The organism is Ruegeria sp. C10, assembly GCF_056537805.1.
In genome coordinates, this window is sequence record NZ_JBQFSC010000002.1 from 1,030,967 (window position 1) to 1,047,503 (window position 16,537).

17 protein-coding genes are annotated in these 16,537 nt (G+C 58.5%); 7 read left to right on the top strand and 10 right to left on the bottom strand.

All coding sequences use genetic code 11. The features are described 5' to 3' along the window. Both ACR0DE_RS13460 and ACR0DE_RS13465 read left to right on the top strand, forming a co-directional pair. Positions 1–606 carry an inner membrane-spanning protein YciB gene (locus ACR0DE_RS13460; protein ID WP_170393548.1) on the top strand — a complete coding sequence of 202 codons (606 nt, stop codon included), beginning with the start codon at positions 1–3 and terminating at the stop codon, positions 604–606. 109 nt (positions 607–715) lie between these two features. Then, positions 716–1,384 (top strand): Crp/Fnr family transcriptional regulator, encoded by a 669-nt coding sequence (locus tag ACR0DE_RS13465; protein WP_170393550.1) that lies wholly within the window; start codon positions 716–718, stop codon positions 1,382–1,384. A gap of 229 nt (positions 1,385–1,613) precedes the next feature. Here the strand turns inward: ACR0DE_RS13465 and ACR0DE_RS13470 are convergent, their stop codons facing one another. The 6 genes from ACR0DE_RS13470 to rpiA all read right to left on the bottom strand — a co-directional run bounded on the left by ACR0DE_RS13470 (position 1,614) and on the right by rpiA (position 7,814). Beyond that, positions 1,614–3,056 (bottom strand): Do family serine endopeptidase, encoded by a 1,443-nt coding sequence (locus ACR0DE_RS13470; protein ID WP_480503421.1) that lies wholly within the window; start codon positions 3,054–3,056, stop codon positions 1,614–1,616. A 179-nt stretch (positions 3,057–3,235) separates the two neighbouring features. Continuing rightward, a complete protein-coding gene (locus ACR0DE_RS13475) occupies positions 3,236–3,430 on the bottom strand; it encodes a DUF2065 domain-containing protein (protein ID WP_480753707.1) in 195 nt (64 codons plus the stop codon). Then, positions 3,430–4,326 (bottom strand): protease modulator HflC, encoded by an 897-nt coding sequence (hflC, locus tag ACR0DE_RS13480; RefSeq protein ID WP_170393556.1) that lies wholly within the window; start codon positions 4,324–4,326, stop codon positions 3,430–3,432. Before hflC ends, ACR0DE_RS13475 begins: the two co-directional genes overlap by 1 nt. Next, the gene (gene hflK, locus ACR0DE_RS13485; protein WP_170393723.1) at positions 4,326–5,468 is read right to left on the bottom strand and encodes an FtsH protease activity modulator HflK; all 1,143 of its coding nucleotides are present in this window, start codon (positions 5,466–5,468) and stop codon (positions 4,326–4,328) included. Before hflK ends, hflC begins: the two co-directional genes overlap by 1 nt. 72 nt (positions 5,469–5,540) lie before the next feature. Further along, positions 5,541–6,899, bottom strand: coding sequence for a glutathione-disulfide reductase (gene gor, locus ACR0DE_RS13490; RefSeq protein ID WP_170393558.1), 1,359 nt, complete (start codon positions 6,897–6,899; stop codon positions 5,541–5,543). Between the two features lie 129 nt (positions 6,900–7,028). Beyond that, the gene (gene rpiA, locus ACR0DE_RS13495; protein WP_170645840.1) at positions 7,029–7,814 is read right to left on the bottom strand and encodes a ribose-5-phosphate isomerase RpiA; all 786 of its coding nucleotides are present in this window, start codon (positions 7,812–7,814) and stop codon (positions 7,029–7,031) included. 167 nt (positions 7,815–7,981) lie between these two features. Between rpiA and ACR0DE_RS13500 the strand changes: the two genes are divergently transcribed. From ACR0DE_RS13500 to ACR0DE_RS13515, 4 genes are read left to right on the top strand one after another with little or no spacing between them, the layout of a single operon-like run. Then, entirely contained in the window at positions 7,982–8,683 is a 702-nt protein-coding gene (locus ACR0DE_RS13500) for a glutathione S-transferase family protein (RefSeq protein WP_480753709.1), read from the top strand. Position 8,684: 1 nt separating this feature from the next. Then, a complete protein-coding gene (locus ACR0DE_RS13505; RefSeq protein WP_170393564.1) occupies positions 8,685–10,058 on the top strand; it encodes an L-serine ammonia-lyase in 1,374 nt (457 codons plus the stop codon). A 27-nt stretch (positions 10,059–10,085) separates the two neighbouring features. Next, complete coding sequence (locus ACR0DE_RS13510; RefSeq protein WP_170510657.1) at positions 10,086–10,502, top strand: GFA family protein; 417 nt, start codon at positions 10,086–10,088, stop codon at positions 10,500–10,502. A 45-nt stretch (positions 10,503–10,547) separates the two neighbouring features. Continuing rightward, positions 10,548–11,462: a DMT family transporter gene (locus tag ACR0DE_RS13515; protein WP_480590781.1), complete on the top strand. Its 915-nt coding sequence runs from the start codon at positions 10,548–10,550 to the stop codon at positions 11,460–11,462. On the opposite strand, the gene ACR0DE_RS13520 is transcribed toward ACR0DE_RS13515, so the two are convergent. Beyond that, positions 11,407–12,114, bottom strand: coding sequence for a thiamine diphosphokinase (locus ACR0DE_RS13520; RefSeq protein WP_480753712.1), 708 nt, complete (start codon positions 12,112–12,114; stop codon positions 11,407–11,409). The genes ACR0DE_RS13515 and ACR0DE_RS13520 overlap by 56 nt on opposite strands. Before the next feature lie 120 nt (positions 12,115–12,234). Between ACR0DE_RS13520 and ACR0DE_RS13525 the strand changes: the two genes are divergently transcribed. Then, positions 12,235–13,923, top strand: a complete 1,689-nt coding sequence (locus ACR0DE_RS13525; protein WP_480753715.1) for a hypothetical protein — start codon at positions 12,235–12,237, stop codon at positions 13,921–13,923. A 98-nt stretch (positions 13,924–14,021) separates the two neighbouring features. On the opposite strand, the gene ACR0DE_RS13530 is transcribed toward ACR0DE_RS13525, so the two are convergent. The 3 genes from ACR0DE_RS13530 to ACR0DE_RS13540 all read right to left on the bottom strand — a co-directional run bounded on the left by ACR0DE_RS13530 (position 14,022) and on the right by ACR0DE_RS13540 (position 16,343). Continuing rightward, positions 14,022–14,729 (bottom strand): YfaZ family protein, encoded by a 708-nt coding sequence (locus ACR0DE_RS13530; protein WP_170626079.1) that lies wholly within the window; start codon positions 14,727–14,729, stop codon positions 14,022–14,024. A gap of 79 nt (positions 14,730–14,808) precedes the next feature. After that, positions 14,809–15,051, bottom strand: coding sequence for a DUF2842 domain-containing protein (locus ACR0DE_RS13535; protein ID WP_170510671.1), 243 nt, complete (start codon positions 15,049–15,051; stop codon positions 14,809–14,811). Beyond that, entirely contained in the window at positions 15,051–16,343 is a 1,293-nt protein-coding gene (locus ACR0DE_RS13540; protein WP_170393577.1) for an adenylosuccinate synthase, read from the bottom strand. Before ACR0DE_RS13540 ends, ACR0DE_RS13535 begins: the two co-directional genes overlap by 1 nt. Positions 16,344–16,537: the final 194 nt, after the last annotated feature.

Here is a 16,537-nt window from a genome sequence, read left to right on the forward strand (position 1 = left end):
ATGGCAGAGAAAAAAGACATCAACCCATTCCTCAAACAGGTACTGGAACTTGGCCCCCCACTGGCCTTCTTCTTCATCTACCTACGCCTACGTGATGACAATTTCGTGATCGGCGGCACCGAGTATTCTGGGTTCATCGTCGCCACCATCCTGTTCGTGCCGCTGATGCTGGCTGCCATGGGCATCCTCTGGTACCTGACGGGCAAACTCAGCCGTATGCAGATTTTCACCGCATTCATGGTGATTTTCTTCGGCGGCCTCACCGCGTGGTTCAATGACGAGCGGTTTTTCAAGATGAAAACAACACTGGTCTATGGCTTCTTTTCCGCCATCCTCGGGATCGGGCTTTTGCAGGGGAAATCCTACCTGGCATATGTTCTGGACGAGATGCTACCCATGCAGCACGAGGGCTGGATGATCCTCACCCGGCGTCTGTGTGCCTGTTTCGCAGTACTGGCCGCAGCCAATGAATTGGTCTGGCGCACGATGTCAACGGACCTATGGGTCAAGATCGAAACCTTCGGCTTTCCCATTGCCTTGATGGCGTTTCTGATGATGCAGTTTAACCTGCTGCAAAGCTATATGGATGATCCCGACAAGCAATAACTGTTCTTGCCCAAGCGTAACAAGCTAACAAAATTTCTTGGCTTAAGCTTGAAGCTGTGAAAAGTTGGGTCACCACCCGCACCACTCAACCCCGGAGATCAGCGCCCGAATGATGGCATTTCCCAACAGTGGATTCCTGTCCGAAGCCTCTGAAGAGCTGCGCACCATGTTGGCAGCCCAGGCCACCGAAGTCACATTGGATCGGGGCGATGTCCTGTTCGAGCAGGACGATGAAGGCGATGCGCTCTATGCCATTCTTTCCGGTGCGCTCGAAGTGTCATTTCTTGCGTCGAGCGGGCGCAAGCTGTCTCTCAGCATGATGCGCCCAGGTGAGGTGTTCGGGGAAATCGCGTTGTTCGACAGCGGTCCCCGCACCGCAACCGTAACAGCAGCTGAGCCCTCCAAAGTCCTGCGCGTTCGCCAGAAAGACATGATGGCGCAGATCCGGGAACATCCTGACCTTGCGGTGGATCTGATCCGCTTGGCCGGTCTTCGCATGCGTTATATGGGCGCTCAATTGAACGAGCAGGTATTCCTGCCGATGCCGATCCGACTGGCGCGCAAGCTTTTGCACCTGGCAGGACAACAGGACAGCCCAACGGCACGTATCACGCTTTCGCAGAGCGAATTGGCCGAATTTGTCGGTGCGACGCGTGAGGCAGTGTCAAAGACCATTTCGACATGGAAACGCGACAATGTCGTCGAAGCTTCGCGCGGCGGGCTGCAGATCCACGACTTTGACGCGCTGCGGCAACTGGCCGAATCCGATTTAATCTAAATTTTCGGCACAGATGTGATCCGCTTCACATACGCAGCTTTAAGATTGCCCTAAGGTCAATCCCGTTACCGTAGGAGGTCGGTTTTATCATCCCCGATATCTGTCCACCGACCTCTCCCTGTACAGAGCCATATGCCTTCCCCGGCATATGGCTTTTTTCTTAACGAAGTATGAAAAAGGCCGGGAAAATATCCGGACCTTCTAATTTCGGATCTGTTCGCTGAGTTTATTATTCTAGGCTCAGCGCTACGAACCGGGGTTCCCCGCCCCGCCGCACCAGCAGCAACAGAGATTTGCGTCCTGCTTCACGCGCCTCATCCATCCGCGTCTCCAGATCAGTGATCGAAGTCACCTTCTGCTGCCCCGCCTCAGTGATAAGATCACCGGCGCGCAGACCCTTTTCAAAGGCTTCCGAGGATTCATCAACATTGGTCACCAACAATCCTTCGGCATCGGCATCCAGACCCAATTCCTCGCGCTGGCTATCCCCCAGCGGAGCGATGGTCAGGCCAAGAATATCCTTGTCTTCCTCCGTCGGCGTTTCGGCTTCCGGCTCTTCGCCATTCTCGGCACGTTCGGCGTCTTCGCGGCGGCCCAGCGTCACCAGCACGGTCTGGGTGCCTCCATCACGGTGCACGACCACACGCACAGATTTGCCAACGGTGGTCTCTCCCACCTGCCGCACAAGGCCGCGTGTATCCTCGACCTCGACGCCATCAAAGCTGATGATCACGTCTCCGGCCAGCAGGCCCGCTTCTTTTGCCGGGCCGTCCGGTACATCGCTGATCAACGCACCTCCGGGTTTGTCCAGCCCCATCGCCTCGGCCATATCCTCGGTCACGTCCTGAATGCGCACGCCCAGCCAACCGCGGCGGGTCTCCCCGAACTCACGCAGTTGATCAACGACCTTGATCACCACATTCGAAGCCATCGAGAAACCAATCCCGATCGAGCCGCCATTGGGAGACAGGATCGCCGTATTCACACCGATCACCTCGCCATTCATGTTGAACAGCGGCCCACCCGAGTTGCCCCGGTTGATCGCAGCATCGGTCTGGATGTAGTCATCATATGACCCGCTCAGCGCCCGATTCCGGGCCGAGATAATCCCTGCTGACACCGAAAAGCCCTGCCCCAGCGGGTTGCCCATCGCGATCACCCAATCGCCCACGCGGGCAATGTCGCTGTCACCGAACTGCACGTATTTCAGCGGCCCTTCCGCCTCGACTTTCAGCAGCGCGATGTCGGTCTTTTCGTCCCGGCCGATTACCTTGGCAACCAAATCTTTCGCGGGCTGGCCATCACCGGGAAAAAACTCGACCAATATCTCATCGGCTTCGGCAATCACGTGATTGTTGGTGACGATATAGCCGTCTTCCGAGATCACGAAGCCCGAGCCCAGCGCATTGCTGCGACGTGGGCGATTTTCATTGTCCCCGCCATTGCGATCCTGAAACTCTCGGAAAAAGTCTTCGAATGGTGAGCCCTCAGGCACGATCCCTTGCGGGCCAGTCTGGCCTTCGATCAGCGTCGACGTGGTGATATTGACCACCGCAGGGCTAATCTGTTCGGCCAGCGGCGCCAGGCTATCACCCCGCGCCTGCGCGGACACGGATTGAGCCAAAACCAGCAGCACCCCCACTAACGTCAGCCACATCAGCCGCATCTTCATAACAAAATCGTCCCGTCGGACGGACACACTGCGCGCCTTAGCCTGCACTTGGGGTCTCCTTGTTGACTAATTCTCTGTTGGCATCACCCGGATGCCCTTCTTTGCAACCAATGTAGTCAGTTTGTCCCGGCCCGCAACTCGGGATCGCGGGGAAATCACCGGTGCGTGAAACCATCGCATCAAAAACCGACCTGATATGCGCCCCACAGCAGCACCAGCCCACTGACCACACAAAGCAGCCCGACCAGCCGCCGCGCCTGTTCCGGAAACGCGCGCAGCGCCTCAAGCATGCGTTCTATAAGCGAAGGGGCCAGCGCATAGGCCAGCCCCTCGACAATCAGTACCAGCCCGAAGGCCAGAAGGATCATGCCCATCACTCAGCGGCCGCAGCTGCCGGTGCCCGACGCCCGGTCGGAGAAGCAAGGTAGTTGAAGAACTCCGAGTCCGGGCTCAGGATCAACGAGCTGTTGCTGCCTTGCAGGGCATTCTCATAGGCGGTCAGCGAACGGTAGAATTCAAAGAACTCCGGATCGGCACCATAGGCTTCGGCGAAGATCGCGTTGCGTTCGGCATCTGCCTCACCGCGAATGATCTCGGCCTCACGGTTGGCGTCCGATACCAGTTCAACCACGGTCCGATCGGCCTGCGCGCGCACACGCTGCGCGGCTTCGTTACCGCGGGCGCGTTCGTCGGTCGCTTCACGTTCACGTTCCGCCTTCATCCGGTCAAACGTCGCCTCAAGGTTGGCCTGCGGCAGATCGGTCGCCTTCAGACGCACGTCGATTACGTTCACGCCCAGCGCACGTGCCTGTGCAATCGCGCTGTTGCGGATACGCAGCATCAGTGCGGCACGATCCGAGCTGAGGATGTCACGGGACGAAACCGAACCCAGCACTTCGCGGGTTTCGGCGCGCAGAATGCGGTCCAGACGATCCTCGGCAACCGGGATACCTCCGACACCAACGGCCTGACGGAACTGTTCCAGATCAGAAATCCGGTAGCGTGCGAAGGCATCGACCACCAGACGACGATCGTCCAGAGGCGTCACTTCCAGCGGCTGAACGTCAATCGACAGGATACGGTCGTCATACCGCACCACTTCCTGAATCAGCGGGATTTTGAATGCCAGCCCCGGATCTTCCTTAACCGCAACAACGCGACCAAATTGCAGAACCAGAGCGCGTTCACGCTCGTCCACGATGAAGATCGAGGACAGAACACCGACAATCGCAAGAAAGATGATCGGCAGAATAAACGTTGTCTTACGCATCAGTTGCTCTCCCCTGCAGGGTTACGGCGCAACTCGTTGAGCGGCAGATAAGGCACAACGCCCTGCCCCGATCCTGTCGAGTTTTCATCCAGAATGATCTTGTCCACGTCACCCAGCACCTGCTCCATGCGTTCCAGATACAGACGTTTGCGGGTCACATCAGGTGCTTTGGAATACTCCTCCAAAACCGCGCTAAAGCGGCTGGCTTCACCCTGTGCACCGTTGATCTGCTGGGCACGATAAGCTTCAGCCTCTTCCAGTACCTGCGCGGCTTCACCACGCGCCTCAGCGAGAACGCGGTTGGCATAGGCGTCAGCGACGTTCTGCAACCTGTCACGCTCCTGCGCGGCGGCCTGAACGTCGCGGAACGCGGCAATCACGTCCTGCGGTGGATCAGCCTTGTCAAAGTTCACACGAACGATGTTCACACCCGAATCGTAGCTGTCCATTGTCTCTTGGATCAGTTCCTGCAGGCGATCAGCAATGATACCGCGATCCCGGTTCAGGATCGGCGCAAGTTCGCTCTGCGCAATAATCTCACGCATCGCCGATTCAGACACGGCGCGGATCGTCTGGCGCGGATCACGCAGGTTGAACAGGAATTTCGCCGGGTCGTTGATGTTCCAGACAACCTGATAGTCGATATCAACCACATTCTCGTCACCGGTCAGCATCAGACCATCGTCGCTGCCACGGGCACCGCCCATGTCTTCGTTCTGTTCTCGGGTGACCGGAATGACCTCGGCGGTCACAAACGGCCAAGGCGCAAAGTTCAGACCCGGATTTCCGACAGCCGAGAACTCACCCAGAAACAGTTCGACAGATTGTTCTTCGGGTTTGACTGTATAAAAGCTTGCTAGCCCCCACAGACCTGCCGCAACCAACAGACCGATCGCAACGGTCCCTTTGGTAAACGCGGGGCCACCGCCGCCGCCCGAACCATTTGTACCACGGCCACCGCCGCCACGACCGCCCATCAGGACGCGCAGCTGTTCCTGGCCCTTTTTCATCAGCTCATCGATCTCGGGGATCTGCGGGCCGTCACCTTCGGGGGGCTTGCGCCCATCCCCGTTATTACCCCGATTTCCTCCGCCTCCGGATGAGCCTCCGCCCCCCCAGGGGCCGCCGCTGTTGCCCGCCATATGTATCTTTTCCCTTGTGTTGGACCGTGTGATCACGGGATCCCTTGTAACGTGTGTGCGCGCGCTTGCAAATCAAGCCGTGCGCACAGGTTGCCGCATTGTCACCAGTTCTTCGGCCATCACCGGATGAACTGCAACCGTACGGTCGAAATCTTCTTTGGTGGCACCCATCTTTACGGCAATTCCGGCAAGTTGGATCATCTCACCCGCGCCTGGCGCAACGATGTGACAGCCGAGGATTTTCCGCGTCTCTTGCGACACGATCAGCTTCATCAGCACGCGCTGTGTGCCTCCGGCAAACGCCTTCTGCATGGGCTTGAATGAGGTCGCATAAACCTCGATCGGTTCCTGTTCCGCAGCCGCTTCCTCGCTGAGGCCCACAGTACCCATTTCCGGCTGGGTAAAGATCGCGGTCGGGATCAGTTCGTGATCAACGGGCGTTGGATTGCCTTTAAAGACGGTCTCGACAAAGGCCATGCCTTCGCGGATCGCCACAGGGGTCAGGTTCACCCGATCCGTTACATCGCCAATGGCAAAGATCGAGGGCACGCCGGTCTGGCTGTACTCATCCACGATGATCTCACCCTTGCGACCGCGCGCGACGCCCAAAGCCTCAAGCCCCAGATCATCCGCATTCGGCGCGCGACCCGTGGCATACATCACAACGTCGAATAGCTGCTCGGAGCCATTTGTGGCCTTCACCCAGATTTTGTCGCCTTGCTTTTTCATCTCAAGCACGTTGGTACCCAGATGCAGGTCGATCCCGTTCTGGCACATCTCTTCACTGATCAGCCCGCGCGCCTCATCATCAAAGCCCCGCAGAATCTGCGCCCCGCGATAGAACTGAGTCGTTTTGACCCCCATCCCATTCATGATCCCGGCAAATTCACAGGCGATATATCCACCGCCAACGATCAGCATGGATTCGGGCAGTTCCTCCAGGTGGAAAATCTCATTCGAGGTGATCGCAAGATCAGATCCGGGGAACTCGGGTACAACCGGACGACCGCCCGTTGCGACAAGAATATGCTTGGCTGTCTTGCGGGTACCATCAGCCAGTTCCACCGTATGCGGATCAACGACATGGGCGCGCTGGTCGAAACTCTCGACACCATTGTTCTTCAGGATATTGCGGTAGATACCTTCCAACCGATCGAGCTCTGCGTGCAGCTTAACTTTGAAAGTGTTCCAGTTGAACGCACCCGGCTGCATGTCCCAGCCATAAGCCTGCGCGTCCCCGACCGTATCCGCGAACTCGCTAGCGAAAACCATCAGCTTCTTGGGTACACAGCCACGGATCACGCAGGTTCCGCCGTAACGATCCTCTTCCGCCAGAGCCACCTTGGCGCCGTTTTCACCCGCCGCCACCCGTGCCGCGCGAACTCCGCCCGAGCCGCCTCCGATGACGAACAGATCATAGTCAAAGCTCATGTACGAGTTCCTTTTATTCCGCGTGGCCAAAATTCACTGGATATCTGGGCGCAAATCCTGAACTGCCAACCCCTGGCGCGGGAAATAGTGATTTTTCTTCTGCAGTTTATCGCGCTACTTGCCTGATCTTTAGTCCGCCAGATCGGAAAACAGGTTGTCCCCACCGTCACCCAGCATATCGGTCAGGACTGTACCCTCATTGATATCACGCAATTCGACCCGGCCATCGCCATAACCAATGACAACCTTGTCGCAGATATCAATGAACAGCCCATTTTCGACCACACCCGGAATCTGATTCATCACCAGTGCCAGTTGGCGGGCATTGCCGATCCGCTTGAGATGCAGGTCCAGAATGTGATTGCCCTCATCCGTAACCTTGGGTGCCTCACCGTTCATCCGCAGCGTGACCGAAGTGCCCAGCACATCCATCGTGTCCAGCGCTTCTTCAATCAGGGTGCGGGTGGTCTGCCAGCCGAACGGGATCACCTCGACCGGCAAAGGGAATGCGCCCAGCGTCTCAACCTCTTTGCCTGCATCCGCGATCACCACCATCTGATCGCTGGCTGTGGCCACAATCTTTTCCTGCAACAGCGCAGCACCACCGCCCTTGATCAGGTTGAACTCGCCATCAAACTCATCCGCGCCGTCGATTGTCAGGTCCAACCAGCCGGCCTGATCCAGCGAGACGACCTCGATCCCTTCTTCCCGCGCCAATTGCGCCGTCGCGGTCGACGTCGGAACGCCCTTGATTTTCAACCCCTCGTCGCGCACCCGTTCACCCAGGCGGCGCACCAACCATGCGGCGGTCGAGCCTGTCCCCAATCCCACACGCATCCCGTCCTGAACAAGATCGGCGGCGCGACAGGCAGCAACGTATTTCGCTTTGTCGATGGGCGACAAGTCTCTGGTCATGGCAGCTTCCCCCAAGAATACTGCCAGACTTATACGGAATGCCCCGCGCAACTGCGAGAGGCAAAACACTCCGCACCTGTGCTAACATGTCGCTGAAGTACGCGTTTCCGATAGGAAACGTCGCAATCAGCCTCTATTGTGATCGCCAGACCCCCTAGATAGTCGCCATGGAATCGCCATACCGCCTGCACTACGCCCCCGACAACGCCTCGCTGGTGATCCGACTGGCGCTGGAAGAGATGGGCCTACCCTATGAGACCATACTGGTCGATCGCGCCCGCGATGCACAGAATAGTGCGGCGTATCGGGCGTTGAATCCGAACGGGCTGATCCCAGTGCTGGAGACGCCCCAGGGTCCAATCTTCGAGACCGCCGCAATTCTGCTGTGGCTGGCTGATACGCATGGGCAATTGGCCCCGACACAGGTCAGCCCTGATCGGGCGGCATTCCTGAAGTGGCTGTTCTTCGCCTCAAATACCCTGCATGCCGATCTGCGAATCCTGTTCTATGCCGAGAAATACATCGCGGCAGATCAAGCCGATACACTACGCTCCGGCATTCACCCGCGGCTGCGGCAGCACCTGAAACTGCTGGATGCTCAGGCCCAAAAAGCGCCCGACTGGTTCAGTGCTGATCACCCTTCAGTCCTGACGATATATGTCTCCTGCATGATGCGCTGGATGGCGCTTTATCCCGCTAAGGCGGACCGCAGCTGGTATCAACTCGCCGACACGCCTTATCTGCAAAAAATCCTGGTGCAGCTAGAATCAAACCCGTCGACCCGCGCAGCTATTGCCGCCGAGGGGCTGGGGGTCACTCCCTTCACCTCGCCGACCTACGCCAACCCTCCAGAAGGCTCAGCTACCTGATATGTTTCTCTCTGTCTTCGATATGTTCAAAGTGGGCATCGGCCCATCTTCTTCCCACACCATGGGTCCGATGGTGGCCGCCGCACGGTTCCTTGACCTGATGCGCGCCTCGCCGTTCGAGTTTTCGGGCCTGCGCGGCTCGTTGCACGGCTCGCTGGCCTTTACCGGCGTCGGCCACGCCACCGACCGCGCTACCATTCTCGGCCTCGCCGGGTTTGTGCCTGACACCTATGACAACGACAAGGCCGAAGCCACACTGGCAGCTATCGCAGAATCCCATACGGTGACACCCGAAGGCCTGCCGACGCTGAGCTTTGATCCCAAAGCCGATCTGATCTTCGACTACGACAACAATCTGCCCGGTCATGCCAATGGTATGATCCTGATGGCCACTGACGCACAGGGCGATGTCATCCTGCGTCAGGTCTACTACTCCATCGGTGGAGGATTTGTTCTCACGGAAGAGGAATTGGCCGAAGGCAAGGCAACTGACGAAGGTGCGCCTGTGCCCTTCCCGTTCAAATCCGCCGCCGAAATGCTGCAAATGGCCAAAGACAACGGTAAAAGCATCGCTCAGATGAAGCGCGAAAATGAGATCGCGCGCGGTTGCGCGGATAGCTTTGCCAAAGGCACCGCGCGTCTTTGGCAGGTCATGAATGACTGCATCGAGCGTGGGCTAAAAACGGATGGCATCCTGCCCGGTGGTCTCAGCGTGCGCCGCCGCGCCAAAGGCATTCACGATGCCCTTCTGGCAGAACGCGGCATGAACCTGAATGCCCCGCATACGATCAACGACTGGATGAGCGTCTACGCCATGGCCGTGAACGAGGAAAACGCAGCCGGTGGGCAAGTTGTCACCGCCCCCACAAATGGCGCGGCAGGCGTGCTGCCATCAGTTCTGCGCTATTACCTCGATCACGTGCCCGGCGCGTCCGAAAGCCATATCGAGGATTTCCTGCTGACCGCCGCCGCCATCGGTGGTCTGGTCAAATTCAACGCTTCGATCTCGGGCGCTGAAGCGGGCTGTCAGGCCGAGGTTGGCAGCGCGTCAGCCATGGCTGCGGCAGGCATGTGCGCCGTGATGGGCGGTACGCCTGAGCAGGTTGAAAATGCCGCCGAGATCGCGTTGGAACATCACCTTGGCATGACCTGCGATCCAGTCGCGGGCCTTGTGCAGGTGCCGTGTATCGAGCGTAACGGATTGGGCGCGATTAAGGCCGTCTCGGCGGCCTCGCTGGCCCTGCGTGGCGACGGCAAGCACTTTATGCCTTTGGACGCGGCCATTGAAACGATGCGCCAGACCGGCGAGGATATGCACGAGAAATACAAAGAAACATCTTTGGGCGGGTTGGCCGTCAACGTGCCGAACTGCTGATCTGACAGCAAGAACAAGTGGGGTGACATGCGCGGACACTGCCTGTGCGGCAAGATTGGATACGAGGTTGATCCTCCGGTTCTGTCCTGTGTCACCTGCCATTGTGACAGCTGCCGTCGCCAATGCGCCGCTCCGATGACCACCTATTTCGGCGTGCGCGACGGCAATTGGCGCTGGATCGGGGAAGAACCGAAACGCTTCAACTCCTCCCCCGGGGTCGAGCGCAGCTTTTGTCCCCATTGCGGCACACCGATATCCTTCCGGTCGACGGTGATGTCGGATGTGATGCATCTCTACGTCGCGACACTGGAAAATCCCGAAGTACTCAGCCCGACCTTGCATGTCGCGCACGAGGAAAAGCTTAGCTGGCTGCAGCTTGGTGACGGCCTGCCCACCTGCATCGGCCCGGATTACACCAAAGTCCAACCCCTGCCCGACACCTGAGATCAGAGCTTCCCCCTCTGCCGCGAAACCGCTAGCGTCGCGCACATGACACAGGATCGCCCCGTTCTCGGCATCATATTGATGCTCGGTTTTTGCGTACTCGCACCGCTGGGTGACGGGATGGCAAAGCTGTTGGGTGAAACCACAGCTTTGGGACTGCTGGTACTGGTTCGGTTTGCTGTTCAGGCGATGATCCTAATCCCACTGATCGCGATGACCGGCAAGCCATGGAAGATGACGCCGCGCGTTTTGCGCCTGACGATGATCCGCACCCTTCTGCACATCATTGGGATCGCAGCGATGTTCACAGCGCTGCAATATATGCCGCTGGCCGATACCGTGGCCATCGCCTTTGTAATGCCTTTCATCATGCTTCTGTTGGGCAAATACGTTCTGGGCGAACAGGTCGGCCCCCGTCGTTTGATCGCCTGTGTCGTGGGATTCATTGGCACCTTGCTGGTGATCCAGCCTAGCTTTGCTGAGGTCGGCGCGCCCGCCTTGCTGCCCCTGATCGTTGCGGTGGTCTTCGCCCTGTTCATGTTGGTTACGCGGCAGATCGCCAAGGAAACAGACCCGGTTGCGCTGCAGGCTGTATCGGGGGCCATGGCAACCGCCTTTTTGCTGCCGATTGTCCTGCTGGGTTCCCAAATCGGCCTGCCCGCAATGTCCCTGACGATGCCCACGGCCGAGACGCTCTGGCTGCTGCTGGGAATCGGTGTGCTCGGCACCGTGGCGCATCTACTTATGACATGGTCTCTGCGCTATGCGCCGTCTGCGACTCTGGCCCCGATGCAATATCTAGAGATTCCGGTCGCCACCCTGATCGGCTGGCTGATCTTCCACGATCTGCCAAACGGGCTGGCCGCGCTAGGCATCGGCATCACCATCGCCGCCGGGCTCTACGTTATCCTGCACGAGCGGGCCAACGCTCGGTCCGGCCCGACTGAAACGCCTGCATAACCAGATCCAACGCCGCGCGCGGCAGGATCGTCAGCAACCCGGGTCCATCGACCTCAAGCGTTAGCGCGCCTAGCGCTCGGTTTGAGGTCCCGACCTGCCCGTCCGGTTCTAGCACCAGATCATCAATCGGCCATTCCAGCCCCTCGCTGCACCCGGTCACCCGCTGCAGCGGAAACAAAGAGACCGTGTCTCCTGCTGTGATATCCAGACTGATCCGGGGTGGTGCATGAAAGACAATTTCTCGTGCGCCCAACAGGACACAAGGCCGATCCTGCAACCGAACCAGAGTATTGAACGCCACCAACTGATGATCCACCCGCGCGCCCAGAAATCCTGCTGCCAGCACCACAGGCGCATCCATATTGCGCAGCGCCTTGTCAAAATCGGTGCTGTTCTGCTCGGATATCCGGAACAACCGATCCTTGGGAATCCGGGCCCGATATTCTGCCGTAATCGAGTCCAAATCGCCGATCACTGCGTCCGGCATCCGTCCCGAATCAATCAACGCAGCCGCACCGCCATCCGCCGCAACGGCAGAATTGACGCGACTTAGCACCAGATTCACATCCTCTGAACAGATTTCGCCCCCACCAAACAGCCCGATTGGCCCGCCAGAGCGAACAATTGCCCCATTTTCCACAAGATTGACCATATTTTCCAGTTTTGGACATAATGAAACCACAAAATGATAGCTTCATGGCTAGAGTTTCGAGTCGGTTGCCCCTGCTGTGTCTGGTAGTCGACCTGGTAGTTTGTAAAGGACATGCGTCTGATGGTACAGAACAACAAGGTACTCACCGTTTCATACGGCACCTTCTCGTGCACCCTCGAAGGCTTTGACGATTCATTTGAAACAATGAAGGCGATCGCCGAGTATTTCCGGGACCTTGCAGCGGATGACCGATACTTCGGATCGGAACCCCCTCAGCCTGACGCCGAGATGCTGACCCGGATCGCACAGCGGGACGCCGCACAGAAGGTTGAAGCCAGCCAGAACGAGACCGGCCTGTTGCTGCGCGCAACGGAAACCGCCCCGGTTGCAGCACCGACCCCCGCTGCAATTGCGCCAGCCACAACACCTGAACCTGTTCAGCCTGTCGCGGATGTTGTTCCCCCTGCTCCGTCTGCTCCGCAATCCGAAGATGCCCCCGCCGCTGACAGTATCGCAGCCAAGCTGCAGCGAATCCGGGCTGTTGTTTCGCATTCCGATGCTGCCCCTGCCGGATACTCTGAAGACGAAGACGTCAGCTATCTGCAGCCCGTGAAGCCAAAGGTCGATGCAATTTCTGCCGCTTTTGAGTCCGGCGCGCTGAGCCCGACCGATCTGGAAGACACTGCTACGGACGACGCTCCGGCAACGGCCCCGCAGGTCGAAGAGCCTGCCGAACCCGAGCAAATGGCAACGATCGCTGAGCTGCCCGTTCAGGACGAAGAACCACTCGCGCCTGCCGCCATCAAGCAGGACGAAGTCGAAGCAGCCCCGATCATCTCACCGGCGATCACTGCCGAACTTGAAGACGAGGACGAAGCGCCCGAACAGCCGGCAGCCGATGTCACGGACAAGGACGTGTTGTTCTCGGACCTCGACGACGACCCTGAAACTGAAGACGAAGGCCCGTCAAACATTCTGAATGGCCAGGACGACACCGACGAAGACGACACCGACGAAGATGAAACATCACCGGATCTTACCGGCCTCACCCATGGCGTCATCTCGGCCGAGGATGAGGCGCTGCTGCTTGACGAAATGGCGCTGGTAGAAACCGAGCTGGCGGCAAACACGACGGCTGAGCTGCCCGATATGACGGGTCTGGATCAGGACGTCTCGCGCCTGATGGACGAAGCGGGCGCCCATATGGATGATCCTGCCACCAGCGGCCAGCGCGAAACATATTCTCACCTGCGCACTGCCGTTGCTGCAACCGAAGCAGACCGCGAAGATGGCGCAGACAAATCTCAGACCCCCGAGGATGATTATCGCGGTGATCTGGCCTCGGTCGTCAATCCACGCCGACCCGAGATCGAGGTCACCAGTGAACGCCCCACCCCGGATGCTGCCGCACCATTGAAACTGGTGGCTGAACAGCGGGTGGATACCGAAACGGCTGACACCGGCCCGGTGACACCGCGCCGCGTCACCTCGGCGGACGAGGAATCTGCAGATGAAGAAGGTGGTTTTGCCGCCTTTGCGCAAGAACAGGGTGCCCAATCGCTACTCGACCTGCTGGAAGCTGCCGCGGCTTATCTGTCCTTCATCGAAGGTCAGGAGCAGTTCTCACGTCCACAGCTGATGAACAAAGTTCGCTCGCTCAAGCAGGACTCGTTCAACCGCGAAGAAAGCTTGCGCTCATTCGGTCAGTTGCTGCGGGACGGCAAGATCGAAAAGGCCGGAGGTGGCCGTTTCGCCGCCTCAACCCAAATCGGGTTCCGCCCGAACGACGACGAGCGTGCCGCTGGCTGACTCCAAAATCCCCAAATACCCCCTCAAGACAAAATTGGGCCAGAGGAAACTCTGGCCCTTTTTCGTTCCGTGGCTGGCAGCCAAAAAGCCAATCAAGTTCAGAAGTTGAACGCCAGCGCCACGTAAGGGCCGGTCAGGATCAGATCAATCACATCGCGCCCGTCTTCAAACTCAACATCCAGATGGCGATACCCGCCCGCAACGTTGATATTCTCACGCCACTTCCAACTAGCCTGCACCAGCGCCTCCCACTGGAATTCCGAGCCATAACCGAAGCCGCCGATATTGCCCATCGCTGTGAGGCTCCAGCGGTCATTCAGCGCGTAGTTATAGCGTGCGCCGATCAACGGGTCGGTCCAGCTTTGATCTGTGCTGAAGGTGCGATCCAACACGGTGGTCGAAACATCCAGGTCCCAATGGCGCAGCCCGGCCAACGCTTCCAACCGTGACTGATCATCCTGATAGACCGCATAGCTGGCCGCCAGTGAGACCATCGTGCCCTCAAGATCCCAACTGGCTGCATCGTCGAACCGACCGACCGAGACATCGTCACCCAAATTGAGATAATTGAACTCACCACCAATGGTCCAACGCCCATTTCGGGCCTGACCAGCGATCAGGAACGCGCCCTTCAGAATGTCGAAGATCGAGGTATCCCCGTTCACCGGCGGGTTTGGTCCCACGTCCAGTGAGGTCCTGAATTCCGGCCCCCAGAAATAAGGCGCAATGGTATAGCGCCAATCATCGGCCTGAGCGCTGCTCGCGATACATGTTGTGGTAACCGCCGCTAATACCCGGTTTTTCATGCCCTATCTGCCTCTGGTTGCCGCGAAAGAAAGTCGCAAACATCGTGCCACGCAGGAGACACCAAGACAATCGGGCGGCTTAGCTTTGATCTTGATCCGGGTCCTCTTTGCCCACCCCGCGGAAGACAAATTTGAACGGCAACGCCCAGACAATGCCAAGCGCGACATATACCAGAAGTTCCAGCCAGATCGGCGGGCGATCCAGCCAGTTCACGATTGTCACAACCGCAACGATATATACGGGGAGCCCGATCAGCAGCAGCACCAATGACCACCGCCGACGTGCCTTATAGCTGAGGCCGGGTTTGTCGTTGCTGCTCATCAATCTGCAAACGGGTCGGTCACCAGAATGGTGTCCTCCCGCTCCGGGCTGGTGGACAACAGGGCGACCGGACATTCGATCAATTCCTCGACGCGGCGCACGTATTTGATCGCGTTCGCAGGCAAGTCTGCCCAACTGCGCGCGCCTTCGGTGGATTCGCTCCAGCCCGGCATCTCTTCGTAAATCGGCGTGCAACGTGCTTGCTGGTCGGCGGCGGTCGGCAGATAGTCCAGACGATCGCCATCCAGCTCATATCCAACGCAGATTTTCAGCGTCTCGAACCCGTCCAGCACATCCAGCTTGGTCAGGGAGATGCCGTTCACGCCGCTGGTAGCGCAGGTTTGGCGTACCAGACAGGCATCGAACCAACCACAACGGCGTTTGCGCCCCGTCGTGGTGCCGAACTCATGCCCCCGTTCGCCCAGGCGCTGGCCATCTTCGTCGTCTAATTCGGTTGGGAAAGGCCCCTCACCCACGCGGGTCGTGTACGCCTTGACGATGCCCAAAACGAAGTCGATCGAACCCGGCCCAATCCCAACGCCTGTCGAGGCCTGGCCCGCAATCACATTCGACGATGTCACAAACGGATAGGTCCCGAAATCGATATCCAGCAGCGCACCCTGTGCGCCTTCGAACAGGATTCGCTTGCCTGCCTTGCGCTTCTCGTTCAGCACCTTCCACACCGGTGCTGCGAAAGGCAAAATCTGCGGCGCGATCTCTTTCAACTGCGCAATCAACGCGTCACGATCAATAGGTTCCAACCCTAGCCCATTGCGCAGCGCATTGTGATGGACCAGAGCCCGATCGACCCGCAGCGCCAGCGTCGCATCATCAGCCAGATCAGCCACCCGGATTACACGCCGACCAACCTTGTCTTCATAGCATGGACCGATCCCGCGACCGGTCGTGCCGATCTTGGCCACCGAGTTCTGGCTTTCGCGCGCACGATCCAGCTCGCCATGGAACGGTAGGATCAGCGGGGTGTTCTCGGCAATCATCAGCGTCTCGGGCGTGATATCGACACCCTGCGCGCGGATGGTACCGATCTCTTTGATCAGGTGCCAAGGGTCCAGAACGACCCCATTACCGATCACGCTCAGCTTTCCACCGCGTACGACGCCCGAAGGTAGCGCATGCAGTTTGTAAACCTCACCCTCAATGACCAGCGTGTGCCCGGCATTATGTCCACCCTGAAAACGCGCGATCACATCCGCTCGCTCACTGAGCCAGTCGACGATCTTGCCTTTTCCTTCGTCGCCCCACTGGGCGCCGACAACAACCACGTTGGCCATATCCGGTCCTTTTGCGCTGAATATTCAAACCCGGCTCATATAGCCGGGCACAGACGGCAGGGAAACCGATATTTCGCCGCAGATACAAATCGTGCTGCGCGCGATGCCTCCGGCGGAGGTGTTTTTGGCCAGATGAAGAGCGGATCCCCTGCTTCATCTGGCCAAAAGCACCTCGGGGGAGTCGCCCGGACGGG

Coding starts and splice junctions, on each gene's coding strand:
- ACR0DE_RS13460 (WP_170393548.1), top strand. CDS start 1: ATGGCAGAGAAAAAAGACATCAACCCATTCCTCAAACAGGTACTGGAA.
- ACR0DE_RS13465 (WP_170393550.1), top strand. CDS start 716: ATGATGGCATTTCCCAACAGTGGATTCCTGTCCGAAGCCTCTGAAGAG.
- ACR0DE_RS13470 (WP_480503421.1), bottom strand. CDS start 3,056: ATGAAGATGCGGCTGATGTGGCTGACGTTAGTGGGGGTGCTGCTGGTT.
- ACR0DE_RS13475 (WP_480753707.1), bottom strand. CDS start 3,430: ATGGGCATGATCCTTCTGGCCTTCGGGCTGGTACTGATTGTCGAGGGG.
- hflC (WP_170393556.1), bottom strand. CDS start 4,326: ATGCGTAAGACAACGTTTATTCTGCCGATCATCTTTCTTGCGATTGTC.
- hflK (WP_170393723.1), bottom strand. CDS start 5,468: ATGGCGGGCAACAGCGGCGGCCCCTGGGGGGGCGGAGGCTCATCCGGA.
- gor (WP_170393558.1), bottom strand. CDS start 6,899: ATGAGCTTTGACTATGATCTGTTCGTCATCGGAGGCGGCTCGGGCGGA.
- rpiA (WP_170645840.1), bottom strand. CDS start 7,814: ATGACCAGAGACTTGTCGCCCATCGACAAAGCGAAATACGTTGCTGCC.
- ACR0DE_RS13500 (WP_480753709.1), top strand. CDS start 7,982: ATGGAATCGCCATACCGCCTGCACTACGCCCCCGACAACGCCTCGCTG.
- ACR0DE_RS13505 (WP_170393564.1), top strand. CDS start 8,685: ATGTTTCTCTCTGTCTTCGATATGTTCAAAGTGGGCATCGGCCCATCT.
- ACR0DE_RS13510 (WP_170510657.1), top strand. CDS start 10,086: ATGCGCGGACACTGCCTGTGCGGCAAGATTGGATACGAGGTTGATCCT.
- ACR0DE_RS13515 (WP_480590781.1), top strand. CDS start 10,548: ATGACACAGGATCGCCCCGTTCTCGGCATCATATTGATGCTCGGTTTT.
- ACR0DE_RS13520 (WP_480753712.1), bottom strand. CDS start 12,114: ATGGTCAATCTTGTGGAAAATGGGGCAATTGTTCGCTCTGGCGGGCCA.
- ACR0DE_RS13525 (WP_480753715.1), top strand. CDS start 12,235: ATGGTACAGAACAACAAGGTACTCACCGTTTCATACGGCACCTTCTCG.
- ACR0DE_RS13530 (WP_170626079.1), bottom strand. CDS start 14,729: ATGAAAAACCGGGTATTAGCGGCGGTTACCACAACATGTATCGCGAGC.
- ACR0DE_RS13535 (WP_170510671.1), bottom strand. CDS start 15,051: ATGAGCAGCAACGACAAACCCGGCCTCAGCTATAAGGCACGTCGGCGG.
- ACR0DE_RS13540 (WP_170393577.1), bottom strand. CDS start 16,343: ATGGCCAACGTGGTTGTTGTCGGCGCCCAGTGGGGCGACGAAGGAAAA.